Here is a 12363-nt window from a genome sequence, read left to right as displayed (position 1 = left end):
TTAACTATGCTACATTCCGTTTTGTTTTCCCTTGATCTTTACAGGTCTAATGGGCATGAGTGTTCCAATAATAGCAATGAAAGCACACCCGATCAATACAGAAGAGTAACCGGTTACAGCAACTGCTGATAAAAAGCCGAATACGATAAGATCCAATGCTGAATCGACAATGGATAGCAGGGAAATGGTTGTCGCCCTGATGCCTGATGGGATGTATTCGTTGCTTAATTGAGAATATACCGGGTAACGGATCGCACGAACAAGCCTTAATACGAAAAAGGAACCCAAAACAATCCATAATGATGAAGTGAACACAGCTGATAAAAGTAACCCTGTTACGGCTAAAAAACCCGATATGGTCATAAGCTTTACCCTGGATATCTTTCCGGTCATCCATCCAATGGAGTTCGATACAAGAAAACCCACGACTGCCGAAAGGGCATAAAAAACACCGATTAAATAAACGGGCAACCCTGCATCCTTCATCAAAGGCTGGTCGAAGTATTGGTAAACAGCTCCTGCGGGTATGAAGACCAATGTTACGTTCAGAAACATCAGCAAAAGTTCCGGTGCCTGCCGAATTACCTTCAGCCCGCTTTTAACTTGAGAAAAAGGATTTTCTTTTTTGAAAGAATCCATTGAAGGCTGCTTGATATTAAGAGCGAAGACCACCTCTATTAGATGGAACATCAGGCCAAGTCCGATCAGCAGATTAAACTGGCTGTCAGCCAGGTCTTTAGCCAAATATGACCCAAAGATCACAGCAATCAGCATACTGAAAAAGGTAGCAGATTGTATTTTCCCCATGGCACCGTCCATCCGGTTTTCTTCATTGGTTTCCTTTAATGAGTCGTAGATAAGTGCTTCATCTGCTCCTGAATAAAAAGTCACGCTGAATCCATTAATAAAACTGTACAAATAAAACACCCATGGTTCATATGCAAATAAAAGCAGGGAAATACTGAAGATCTTAAGGACGGAACCAACTAAAAAGGAATGCTTTGCACCGTAACGGTCAGCAAACATACCTGTTGGAAGTTCTCCAATCAAAACAGCTCCACTCCAAAACATAAGCACGATCAGGATTTGGGAAGAACTTAATCCCCTTTCAAAATAAAACAAAGTCAAGACTGGTTGAAGAAAACTCATCGTACCGAAAAACGAAATCCAAAATAACATCCTGATATTATGGGATGCAAGTGTATGTTTGTTCATAAATGTCTCCTACTTCCTGAAAATGTTGATAAATACCCGGAAGAAGGAGCGTCGTTTCATATTCTAGAAATCCTGAACGTTCACTCCTTCTTGAAATAATAAGAACGTTTTGAATGTTTTTTGCATGGTATTTCCTCCTTGTGTTTGATGGCTTAAGTTTAGCATAAGTCTAAGGAATCATTATGGGGAAATGTTCGACATCATTCTACATAATGAAGAGAGGTGTATACGTAGAAAGTTTTGTTAGACGTTTTACAGGCAAGAGGAAGTTATTATGAGGTTGGATTGCAGTTGGGAAGGGAATTAAGGGAATCTCCCCTGTATTCTCATCATTTAAAGCGTCGCAAGAGGTCTTTGCATCAATACAAAGTGGATGTAGGAGAAGCGGAGTCATTGATCCGTCGTTACTCACCTGGTTTGTGGGATGAATTGGAAGGGTTGGCTTGTGGTTTACAATGGTCCATAGAAGATACTGTTCATGAATATTCGGGGTTTCAACAAGACTGGGGCGAATCAGGGTGCTCATCTTTAGCGAGTAATGGTATCTATGTGAGAAATTATGATTACCATCCGAAGACTTACGAAGGCAGACTTCTGCTTGTTCAGCCTTCTGGCGGGTTTGCATCCTTAGGGTTCTCAGGCAGAGGGATAGGCCGGCTTGACGGACTGAATGAAAAAGGGTTGGCAGTTGGTTTTCATTTCGTTAACCGTCTCAACCCAGGAAAAGGATTGATATGTACAACAATCGCAAGAATTCTTCTTGACACTTGTGAAAACACAGAAGAAGCTATAGAAGTATTGCAGAACCTTCCTCATCGCCACTGCTTCAATTACTCATTGTATGATCGATCCGGCAAGGCTGCTGTTGTAGAGGCATCTCCCAGAGGGGTTGGAATATACCATCATACAGCGTTAAGCTGTACGAATCATTTCCAGATGAATCACATGAGACGAGACAATCGTCGTTATCTAAATGATTCGGAAAAGAGATTGGACAGGCTGCGTTCCAAGCAGGGAACGGGACTGAACATGAGGGAAGCATTAACTTTATTCAATCATGGGGACAGTCCGATATTTAAACGGGGGTACGATTCATGGGCCGGAACCATTCATACATGTGTCTTTCATACAGATACCCTTCAATGCTTGATCGGCTTTGGGGAGAGCTCTGAAGGAGTGTTCATGGATTTTAGTGATTGGATCTCAGGGAAGCCTTTAAGGATTAAAAAGATAGTGGGCAGATTTATGACGGATCAACCCTTTGTATTCACGGAAGAGAAAGAGTGATAAAAGGAACCGAGCAAATCAAGAATTCTATGGCATTTTATCGTGGAGGACTTCCTCGGTTCTTATTCATAAAGTGTTCAAATTATTATCAATATATTCATTATTTATAAAATGATTAAATGTGATGTGAGTTCGAATACCCTGTTATGCTTGTTTCAACAATAGGCTGGCACTGCAGCATTAACCGAGTGATCCTTAGTCGGTTGTAGCGTTGTACAAGGATAAGGGGGAGGTTGAATAAAATGCCATATAGAAGCATTGACCATGACACGACTCCCTCATTTAATAAAAAGAATATGGGGGAGGGTATCATCTGCAGCCAATGAGAAAGTTCTGCACGGTTCAACTCGAGAAGTAAGGTAACACGCCCCTGTTGAGATGAGAGATTAATTTCATTTTTTCTTACCCCGCCTTGAAATCATTCTCCTGCATCAGGCAGTTTCTTTTTCCACTTTTTGATTTTTAAAACCCTGTATATCCCGCTTTCCCTTCCAAGCTTATAAGGGTGAAGTATAGGGGAAATCTTCCAAACTTGATTCGGAGTCAGTCTGGACGTTATGAAAGAAACCAAAAGGTGGATCCCTACCCACGCGAGCATATTAACGAAAATAATCATTTCATCTTTTCGTCCTTGCCTTTCTCTACAAAAACATACCGATCCTTCCACTTCGTCTGTTTAGTAAAAAACGTATTCCAAACAGAGTGTAAAAAAACCATAATAAAAAATAAAAGGTGGATAGGAAATAAGAGCGTGTCCAAAAGAGTGAAGTTCCCTATTCTACTTACAATGACATATAAATAAAGACTCACTAATGAGTATTCAAGCATATAACGATATGGGTTTCCTGCGATCATATCAGGAGACTGAATGATAAATGAAATGAGAAAGGCAATCCATATAGAAATAACGGTCAATAATAAAAGATTCGTTGATCTTGCACCTGAAGCGAAGCTTTTTGACCATCCATGGAATACCTCAGCCAACCCGTTCTCATACATTCTCATGGAGATGGCTCGCTGCCCACTCACAGCTTCTACGGATTCCCCACATGCCTTTGCACGTCGGCATAAGGAAAAATGCTCCACCATGTCGCTTTTGATGGCTTCGTGTCCACCGATCCTCCTGTAGACATCTTTTGAACAAAGGAAGCACTGACCAAACCCTCCTGCAGGCTTAAACAATCCTGCAAGAAGATGGGTAACGTTTGTGGATGCGAAAACGATGAAGTGAAAGATCATAGAAAGGGTTTCATAACCGCTGTTCATCTTGTGATAAGGATGAATGCTTAGCACACCTTGACAATGTTGGCGTTTATAAGTTTCGCATATCCTCAACAGCCCTGCCTTCTCAAACCATGTATCACAATCTACGAACAGCAGGAATTCACCTTTTGAAGCCTTAGCTCCATTCCAACAAGCCCAAGACTTCCCTTTCCATCCCATGGGGAGAGGGGGAGAATCAATGACGATCGCTCCGAATTCTTCACTTATTTCCCTTGTCCGATCCTTTGATCCATCATTCACAACAATCACTTCTAGTGGCTGAATGAATTGATTTTCAATGCTTGACAGCAGCTTTCCGATCGTTCCTTCTTCATTCCTGGCAGGGATGATGATGGAGCATTTTTTTACTAGAAAGCTATTTCTTACATGGATCGCCTTATTGACCAATGGAATCCGGAAGAATAGGAATGCCGTAAATAAGATTGTTCCTAACCAAACATACATTTTGCTTCACCTTCTATTTAAGATCGATTTTTATCAACATCTTAACCATTTTAGGGATGGGTAATACGTATTGTGAGATGGTGCAGGGTTTTCATGCAGAGACTTCTTTGATTGATCAGGAAATACGTGGTTTTGAAACTTTCTAAAAATGGGCACAATGAAAAGCTGAATCAGGGTTTCAATCTAGTCAAGACGATCGTTCTCGTAAGGAGGAAATAGAAATGAAAAAGAAAGTGTTAATCGTGGGTGGCGGTCTGGGCGGTATGTCGACTGCTATCCGTCTGTCGTCTGAAGGATATAATGTGACCATTTTGGAAAAAGGTGAGAGACTCGGCGGGAAATTAAATAAAAGAGGGGAAAAGGGCTATTCGTTCGATACAGGCCCCTCCATTCTTACGATGCCTTGGGTATTGGAGAAAGTTTTTGCACATGCCAATCGCGATCTGAATGATTATATTGATATCGTAAGGGTTGAGCCGGGCTGGCGAACATTTTTTCATGACGGGAAAGAACTTGATGTTTCTTCGGACCTTCCAACCATGCTGGAGGAAATGAAAAAGACATCACCAGAGGATGCCGGAAACCTATTTAATTATTTAAGTTATTGCAGTAAAATGTATGAGCTGACAATGAAAAGCTTTTACAAAAAGAGCATAAACGGCCTGCAGGATTTACGAACCATGCATCCTGTAAAGGAATTATTGCAGATGGATCCCATGAAATCAATGGATGCTGCCAATCGCAAATTCATCAAAGATAAGTACTGGCAGCAATTATTTAATTTCTTAATCATGTACGTAGGGTCTTCCCCATACCATGCACCCGCCATCATGTCACAGCTTACACATGTACAGTTAGGCCTTGGGGTTCATTATGTTAAAGGAGGAATGTACAAGATTGCCGAGGCAATGGCGAAAGTATTGGAGGAGTTGGGTGTAGAGGTCCACTTGAATTGTGAAGTGGAAGATATCCTTACATCTGGAAGCCGTGCTGAGGGAGTCCGTACGAAAATAGGAGAGGAGCTTAAGGCCGACATCGTCGTATCGAATTTAGAAGCCATTCCTTGCTACAAATCTCTTCTTGGGGATCATCATTCCTCCCAGAAGGAAGTAGATGAGTTAAGTAAGTATGCGCCTACTGTGTCAGGTCTTGTTTTACTTCTGGGTGTTGATCGGAAATATGACCACCTGGCACATCATAATTTCTTCTTCAGTGAGGATCCCCGTAAAGAGTTCAGGCAGATATTCGATGAAAATAAATTGGCGGATGACCCAACAATCTATATAGGTATTTCATCTAAGTCGGATCAGACGCAGGCTCCAGAAGGAAAAGAAAACCTTTTTGTGCTGACTCACGTTCCACCATTGAAAGAGGGAGAGGACTGGTCCCAATATAAAGAGTCCTACCGACTTAAAGTGCTTGAGAAGCTGGAGAAAATGGGAGTGACCAACTTACGGAACCATATTGAATACGAATATTCATTCACCCCGAATGACCTTCAAAACCTGTATGGTTCTAACGGTGGATCAATCTACGGTACAGTAACGGACCGAAAGCTGAATGGAGGATTTAAAATCCCGAATAAAAGCAGAGTGCTTTCAAATATGTATTTCGTGGGAGGGTCGACACATCCAGGTGGAGGTGTTCCGATGGTAACGCTCTCAGGACAACTGACGGCAGAATTGATTATAGACGAACAGGTGAAGGTCAATCGTTATATTGGATAAAAAAAGCCGGAGGGGTGGCTTGGCTGCCTTCCCTCCGGCTTTTCATCTCATTCCTTCAATTGTGCATTTACAGAATCAGAATTATTCACCTTTGCATCCTCTTTATCCGGGTAAGGATCAAAGAAATTCACTACTTTTCCTGGACCTTCAATCCCTATGACGGTCTCTTTATCTTCTCTGAAATCGTCTTGTTTCTTCATATCTAAAAACTCCTTCCTGCCAATTAGTTTGGCGAAAGAAACTCATTTCATTCTCCGGACATACACCGAAATTTGTCATCATCCACCTGTCTACTGTTTATTGCCAATGATCTTCTATAAATTCGTCACGCCCTGATTTAACCCGGTCTTCTTTATATTCAGCTGGATTCTTTTTATAGAATTTTTGATGATAGTCTTCAGCGGGATAGAATGTAGATGCAGGCAGGATTTGGGTGACAATCGGTTTTTTAAATCGGCCACTTTCCTCTATTTGTTTCTTCGTCATCTCCGCTTCTTTCTTTTGACGTTCGTTATGGTAGAAAATAGCTGTGCGATATTGATCACCCCGGTCATGGAATTGACCTCCATCATCTGTTGGATCAATTTGAGGCCAATACAGTTCCAATAATCTTTCATATGGGAAGAGAGAGGGATCGAAGGTGATTTGAACAACTTCATAATGTCCGCTGTGACCAGCTTTAATCTCTTCATAGGTCGGATCTTCAAGATGACCCCCTGAATAACCGGATACCACATCCACAATACCCGGCAATTCATCAAATGGTTTTACCATACACCAAAAACAACCTCCGGCAAAAGTGGCGATCTCAATCTTATCACTCATTTACAAAAACCCCCATCATATGTCGCTCTAAAGTAGTAAAGCAATAGCATGAGAAAGATTCTATCATGAAAGTGAAGAGGCGACAATCTTTTAGTTCGGCTCTTATAACCATTATGTTATATCATGCTGTTTTAAACAAAGTGTCTCCATTTCTTTGTCCACTAGAATGTGCATTGAATTCGAACAAGCCCCCTCAGCTTAGGGGAAGGTCGTACTTTCAAGGGGGATAACTCGGTACCATCTCATTGCCGTTCACTATTTTTTACACACAATTGATATATTAAGCATGCAGGCTCAAACCTACCTATCATTCAACAAATTTTTCAAAAAAGGAATTCACTAACCAACCGAACTTGTGTATAATTCATGTGAACGGAACAATTACATACGATATGAGATTAGGTGAAGCTGAAGTTCAAAGAAAGTTTTAGCTTCTTAAAAGGGAAGTTGGTGTAATTCCAACGCGGTCCCGCCACTGTAAATGGAAGTGAGCTGTGTGAATGCCACTGTACCAAAGGGTATGGGAAGGTGCAGCAAACAATGACCATGAGCCAGGAGACCTGCCTAATGTCTTTCGCACCAAATCTACGCGGATAGAAAGGTGTAATGTGCATGTTTGACAAAATGAATCATATCTATGCATCTTACACAACATCTCTGGCCCCGCTGGAGATGTTTTTTGTCTGACTAAACGTATCGTCACAGGAGGAGAAAAAGCATGAAACACTCGATCAAAGTCATATTCGCACTCTTACTTACTTTTGGGATCCTATCAGGTTGCGGAGCCGAAAGTGAAAATGTAAAAAAAGAAAAAGAGAATGAAGAGGTCAGTAAGGAACAATCTGATTTTCCCATTTCACTAAATGACGCCCTTGATAATAAAGTGACGCTTGAGGAGCAACCTAAGCATATTGTGTCATTGATCCCGAGTAATACAGAAATACTATTCGAGCTCGGTTTAAACGAGGAAATTGTAGGAGTATCGGATTTCGATAATTATCCCGAGGAAGCAGCTGATAAAGAGAAAATCGGTGGGATGGAGTTTAATGTGGAAAAAATCATCAGTCTAGATCCGGACTTGGTTCTTGCTCATGAATCCACCGCTATCTCGGCAGAAGAGGGGTTAGATCAGCTCCGAAATGCCGGTGTGACAGTATATATTGTCCAAGATGCCACTAGCTTTGAGGAAGTATATACCACGATGGAAAACATTGGGGTTCTCGTTGGGAAGAAAGAGGAAGCAGAATCCATCATTTCCCGCATGCAAACGGACCTTGAATCCATAAAGGATGAGACAAGTAAAGTAACGGAAAAGAAACGTGTGTATGTGGAAGTTTCCCCTGCACCGGACATCTATTCGACTGGAAAGAATACATTCATTGATCAAATGCTTACACTTGTGAATGCTGAAAATGTAATGAGTGACCAGGAAGGATGGGTACAGGTGAATCAGGAAGCAGTCATTGCATCTAATCCGGACACCATTATCACAACCTACGGATATTATAGCGAAAACCCTAAAGAACAAGTGATGAACCGGGAAGGATGGAAAGATGTGAATGCAGTTAAGAATGATGAAGTACGTGACGTACATTCAGACCTGGTCACACGTACTGGTCCGAGATTGGTTGAAGGAGTAGAGGAAGTTGCAAAGTCGATCTATCCGGAGTTATTTGCAGAATAAAATATGGATAACATACGGACTGGCTATAGTGTTCTTATTGATGGCAATCCTTGCTGGTATATCCATAGGTACTATTTCTGTACCTGCCAAGGATATATTGTTGATCCTTGGAGCAAAATGGATCGGTTTCAGATTACCTGATGAAATCGATCCAATGTATACAAACATTGTATATTCTATCAGATTGCCCCGGGTGATACTCGCACTACTGGTTGGAAGTTCACTGGCCATCGCCGGTGCCTCTTTCCAAGGCCTTTTGCGAAATCCATTGGCAGATCCATATACATTGGGAGTATCTTCAGGAGCATCTGTAGGGGCTGTTATTACATTGTTCTTTAATTGGAGCATTCCGTTCATTGGGAAGTTTACACTTCCCTTTTTCAGTATTGTCTGTTCAATTATCACTGTGTTTATTGTTTTATGGTTTGCACAAAAAGTGGAGAGGACCATGAAAGTCGAAACCATCATCTTGACGGGAATCATATTCAGTTCATTCTTAGGATCCCTCATTTCCTTAATGATCGCCCTGACAGGAGAAGAGTTAAGGCAAATCATCGGCTGGCTGCTCGGAAGCGTTTCGATGAGAGGGTGGGACTATATAGCGATTATATTCCCCTTTTTCATCATGGGAGTAATCTTATTGATCTTTAACGGTAAAGAATTGAATGGCATGAGCTTCGGAGAAGAACAGGCACACCATATCGGGATATCTGTACATAAGAGGAAGCTCATCATATTGATCGCTGGAAGCATCCTGACCGGAGCTGCGGTTGCCGTTTCAGGGACCATTGGATTCGTGGGTCTTGTGATCCCTCATTTTCTTAGAAGAATCGCAGGTCATGATCATCGGCATTTACTTCCCTTGTCGATCATTATAGGAGGTGGGTTTCTGGTGCTGGCAGATCTTATCTCAAGAACCATTATTGCGCCGACAGAACTTCCTATCGGCGTGATAACATCTTTGATTGGCGCTCCTATGTTTGCCTATATCCTATTAAAGAAAAGAGGTCTTACATCATGATGGATGTCAAAGGTGTCTCAGTAGGATACAGCGAAAAGAAAATTGTAGAGGACATGAACTTTCACATAGACAAGGGAGAATTCTTTGGAATCCTCGGTCCTAACGGGAGTGGAAAGACCACACTGTTAAAAGCGATGACAGGACTTCTACCCTTATTGGAAGGAAACATCACGTTAAAAGGAAAACAACTTCATCATTACTCTTCAAGAGAATTAGCCACACATGTTGCGGTACTTCCCCAGATTTCGACGGAAACCTTCTCATATGAAGTGAGGGAGACTGTGATGCTGGGGCGTTATGCACACCAGAAAGGGTTTTTAAAGGGGATGACTGAAAGGGATACCGAAATCGTTGAGAAGGTGATGGAGCAAACTGGCATTGCTTCTTTTCAGCACAGGTACCTCCATGAGCTGTCTGGAGGGGAACGGCAGCGGGTATTCCTTGCCCAGGCCCTTGCTCAGGAACCTCAGGTCCTGTTGCTAGATGAACCTACAAATCACCTGGATCTTGCCTATCAGAAATCCCTGCTGGATTTGATCAAACAACAAACGGTAGAAGAAAAACTGACTGTCATTGCTATCTTTCATGATTTAAATCTAGCTAGTCTTTACTGTGATCGACTGCTTCTCCTAGAGAAAGGAAAAACAAGACTTCTCCATCACCCCGAAGAGGTCCTGAAGGAGGAACATATTGAAGGAGTGTATCATACCAAGGTCCAAAAGCAGGCTCATCCACTGGTTGCAAAACCTCAAATGGTCATTGTCCCGGAAAAAGGAGATAGAGATGTAGGAGCCCTTACGTTAAATGAGAGTCTTCTCGAAGTGAGTGAAGAGTATATTCATTTTGCTTCTCCCCTACCTCTCAAATGTATGTCTTCTGGAATCATCGGGGCTGGAATTGGCTGGTACAAGAACTTCATTAATCGAAGAGTCCCCGGGGATTATGATTGCTCAGATTATCAAAAGGACATGAAAAGGTTCATTTCGAATGAAGGCCTTGACCCTTCTTTCTGTATTGGAATGATGACCGCCCTTCCATTACATCATGTGGTATTCGACCAATTTGAAGGGAACGGGAAATCTGTTTTCGTCGTCGTCACGGCAGGTGTGGGGAATGCCATTGATGTGTCAACAAGTTATCGGTATGAGACCGGTTTTAAACCGGGCACGATCAATACATGGGTGTTTATCAACGGCAACCTGTCAGATGAAGCTTATATAGAAGCCCTTGTAACCTCAACAGAAGCTAAAGTGAGGGCACTTCATGATATGAACGTGAAGGACAGAAGGACTGGACAGTTAGCAACAGGCACTCCCACTGATAGCATCCTGATAGCTTCCAGTCAAAATGGGGAGCTTGAACCATTTGCCGGGTCGATTACACCAATAGGGAAGTTAATAGGACGTGGGGTGTATGAGGTAACGAAAAAAGCCGTCAAACGGTATTGGGATCACATGAGGGAATGATGGAGAGGGGGAATGAAGATGGGGACCCTTTATTTTATTTCCGGAGGGGTCAGAAGCGGTAAAAGCTCATTTGCTGAAAATTGGGCGATCAAGCAGAAAAAGAAAAGACGTTCATTGATTTACCTTGCGTGTGGGGTGAACACAGATCCCGAGATGAAACAAAGGATCATCAAACACCAACAGGATAGGAAAGAGTCCGGTGGAGAATGGATGACGATCGAATGCCCAGAATCCATTGAGAATATCATAGCTCTAATCCCGCGACAATCTGTTGTCCTCCTCGACTGCCTCACGACCCTTCTGACAAATGAGATTTATGTCAATGGGAATCAAACGGAACAGGAGATTGAAGATAAAATCTATCAATCTATCCTTCATTTACAAAATAGAGTCGATGTCTTGCTTCTTGTCAGTAACGAATTAGTTTATGATCTTCCCATGGATTCGAGCACTCTATTATTTCAGAAACACCTTGGTTCTTTACATAGAAGGTTGGTGTGCAATGCATCTGTTGCAATTGAAATGACCTCAGGGATTCCTGTTGTGAAGAAGGTCACTTCAAGTGAGGGGGTGGGCATCCCATGCTGTTGATGAAAAGTTTTTTCTTGAACCTTCAATTTTTCACGATTGTACCGATCCGAAGAGAAATGAGAATGGGGAATAGGGAGTACAAGTGGATGGTGCGGACGTTTCCCCTTTTAGGATTATTTGTAGGTGTCATTCTCTTGGGAGGATATAGCATACTCCATTCCTATACACAGATGACCACGTTGGGATTATCTTTTTTCATATGGGTCCTGCCAATCGTATTAACTGGAGGTATCCATCTTGATGGTTATATGGATGCGAGTGATGCTCTTTTTTCCTATCGTGACAGGGAGAAGCGTTTGGACATCATGAAGGATCCCCGTGTGGGAGCTTTTGGTGTTTTGTCAGTGGTGGTGCTGCTTTCCTCACGATTCTTATTTATATATGAAACTGTCCTCCATACCGATTCTGCTTTAACCTTTAGTATCATCCTGGTATTGATCCCATTCTTTAGCCGCATAATGATGGCTGCGATTCTTGTTTTGATCCCCCCGGCCCGGAATGCAGGGATGGGGTATCATTTCAGCAAGAACTTGAAGGTGATGGATTTAAGCTGGGTGATTGGTGCCTTGGTGCTGGCTGGGATTGGCAGCTTTTTGTTAGGAGCTGTCTATTATTATGCATTATTCACTGTTGTGACTCTAGTAGTATTCTGGCTATCCTACACTAAGTCTCTCAAATGGTTTGGGGGGATGAACGGGGATACAATCGGAGGAAGCGTAGAGGGAGTGGAATCGGTTTTATGGATGATTCTCTGGTTTCATGCATTCTCTGCTTATTAATCCTTGGCTCCCAAGGGTGTTCACAGAACTTTTGGAGGAA

General features: G+C 42.2%; 12 protein-coding genes and 1 riboswitch. Of the genes, 7 read left to right on the top strand and 5 right to left on the bottom strand.

Translation table 11 applies throughout. The features are described 5' to 3' along the window. Window positions 1–9: 9 nt before the first annotated feature. Window positions 10–1215: an MFS transporter gene (locus tag LS684_RS23220; RefSeq protein ID WP_233812025.1), complete on the bottom strand. Its 1206-nt coding sequence runs from the start codon at window positions 1213–1215 to the stop codon at window positions 10–12. A 240-nt stretch (window positions 1216–1455) separates the two neighbouring features. On the opposite strand from LS684_RS23220, the gene LS684_RS23215 reads away from it, so the two are divergent. Continuing rightward, window positions 1456–2502 carry a C45 family autoproteolytic acyltransferase/hydrolase gene (locus LS684_RS23215; RefSeq protein ID WP_233812024.1) on the top strand — a complete coding sequence of 349 codons (1047 nt, stop codon included), beginning with the start codon at window positions 1456–1458 and terminating at the stop codon, window positions 2500–2502. A gap of 115 nt (window positions 2503–2617) precedes the next feature. On the opposite strand, the gene LS684_RS24375 is transcribed toward LS684_RS23215, so the two are convergent. Beyond that, a complete protein-coding gene (locus LS684_RS24375; protein ID WP_432418853.1) occupies window positions 2618–2893 on the bottom strand; it encodes a glycosyl-4,4'-diaponeurosporenoate acyltransferase CrtO family protein in 276 nt (91 codons plus the stop codon). Between the two features lie 221 nt (window positions 2894–3114). Next, window positions 3115–4230: a glycosyltransferase family 2 protein gene (locus tag LS684_RS23210; protein ID WP_233812023.1), complete on the bottom strand. Its 1116-nt coding sequence runs from the start codon at window positions 4228–4230 to the stop codon at window positions 3115–3117. Between the two features lie 221 nt (window positions 4231–4451). On the opposite strand from LS684_RS23210, the gene LS684_RS23205 reads away from it, so the two are divergent. Beyond that, window positions 4452–5957 carry a phytoene desaturase family protein gene (locus LS684_RS23205; RefSeq protein WP_233812022.1) on the top strand — a complete coding sequence of 502 codons (1506 nt, stop codon included), beginning with the start codon at window positions 4452–4454 and terminating at the stop codon, window positions 5955–5957. Window positions 5958–6004: 47 nt separating this feature from the next. On the opposite strand, the gene LS684_RS23200 is transcribed toward LS684_RS23205, so the two are convergent. Both LS684_RS23200 and msrA read right to left on the bottom strand, forming a co-directional pair. Then, window positions 6005–6157, bottom strand: a complete 153-nt coding sequence (locus LS684_RS23200; RefSeq protein ID WP_169215068.1) for a hypothetical protein — start codon at window positions 6155–6157, stop codon at window positions 6005–6007. A 97-nt stretch (window positions 6158–6254) separates the two neighbouring features. Next, entirely contained in the window at window positions 6255–6770 is a 516-nt protein-coding gene (gene msrA / locus LS684_RS23195) for a peptide-methionine (S)-S-oxide reductase MsrA (RefSeq protein ID WP_233812151.1), read from the bottom strand. 395 nt (window positions 6771–7165) lie between these two features. Beyond that, window positions 7166–7364, top strand: a riboswitch (cobalamin riboswitch). Window positions 7365–7500: 136 nt separating this feature from the next. Between msrA and LS684_RS23190 the strand changes: the two genes are divergently transcribed. The 5 genes from LS684_RS23190 to LS684_RS23170 are packed head-to-tail and all read left to right on the top strand — an operon-like array spanning window position 7501 to window position 12323. Continuing rightward, window positions 7501–8466: an ABC transporter substrate-binding protein gene (locus LS684_RS23190; RefSeq protein ID WP_169215067.1), complete on the top strand. Its 966-nt coding sequence runs from the start codon at window positions 7501–7503 to the stop codon at window positions 8464–8466. Further along, window positions 8429–9487, top strand: coding sequence for a FecCD family ABC transporter permease (locus LS684_RS23185; RefSeq protein WP_233812021.1), 1059 nt, complete (start codon window positions 8429–8431; stop codon window positions 9485–9487). The genes LS684_RS23190 and LS684_RS23185 overlap by 38 nt, the downstream gene beginning before the upstream one ends. Next, entirely contained in the window at window positions 9484–10953 is a 1470-nt protein-coding gene (locus LS684_RS23180; RefSeq protein ID WP_233812020.1) for an adenosylcobinamide amidohydrolase, read from the top strand. The genes LS684_RS23185 and LS684_RS23180 overlap by 4 nt, the downstream gene beginning before the upstream one ends. 18 nt (window positions 10954–10971) lie before the next feature. Beyond that, entirely contained in the window at window positions 10972–11544 is a 573-nt protein-coding gene (locus LS684_RS23175) for a bifunctional adenosylcobinamide kinase/adenosylcobinamide-phosphate guanylyltransferase (protein ID WP_233812019.1), read from the top strand. Next, on the top strand, window positions 11535–12323 hold the full coding sequence (locus LS684_RS23170) for an adenosylcobinamide-GDP ribazoletransferase (RefSeq protein ID WP_169215063.1): 789 nt from the start codon (window positions 11535–11537) through the stop codon (window positions 12321–12323). Before LS684_RS23175 ends, LS684_RS23170 begins: the two co-directional genes overlap by 10 nt. The last annotated feature ends 40 nt before the right edge of the window (window positions 12324–12363 follow it).

It is taken from the genome of Cytobacillus spongiae (assembly GCF_021390075.1).
Note: the sequence above shows the minus strand (reverse complement) of the source record. Positions and strands in the feature narration are given on the sequence as shown.

What these genes read in the sequence shown, in the direction of transcription:
- LS684_RS23220 (WP_233812025.1), bottom strand. Translation starts at nt 1,215, where the DNA reads ATGAACAAACATACACTTGCATCCCATAATATCAGGATGTTATTTTGG.
- LS684_RS23210 (WP_233812023.1), bottom strand. Translation starts at nt 4,230, where the DNA reads ATGTATGTTTGGTTAGGAACAATCTTATTTACGGCATTCCTATTCTTC.
- LS684_RS23205 (WP_233812022.1), top strand. Translation starts at nt 4,452, where the DNA reads ATGAAAAAGAAAGTGTTAATCGTGGGTGGCGGTCTGGGCGGTATGTCG.
- LS684_RS23200 (WP_169215068.1), bottom strand. Translation starts at nt 6,157, where the DNA reads ATGAAGAAACAAGACGATTTCAGAGAAGATAAAGAGACCGTCATAGGG.
- LS684_RS23190 (WP_169215067.1), top strand. Translation starts at nt 7,501, where the DNA reads ATGAAACACTCGATCAAAGTCATATTCGCACTCTTACTTACTTTTGGG.
- LS684_RS23180 (WP_233812020.1), top strand. Translation starts at nt 9,484, where the DNA reads ATGATGGATGTCAAAGGTGTCTCAGTAGGATACAGCGAAAAGAAAATT.
- LS684_RS23175 (WP_233812019.1), top strand. Translation starts at nt 10,972, where the DNA reads ATGGGGACCCTTTATTTTATTTCCGGAGGGGTCAGAAGCGGTAAAAGC.
- LS684_RS23170 (WP_169215063.1), top strand. Translation starts at nt 11,535, where the DNA reads ATGCTGTTGATGAAAAGTTTTTTCTTGAACCTTCAATTTTTCACGATT.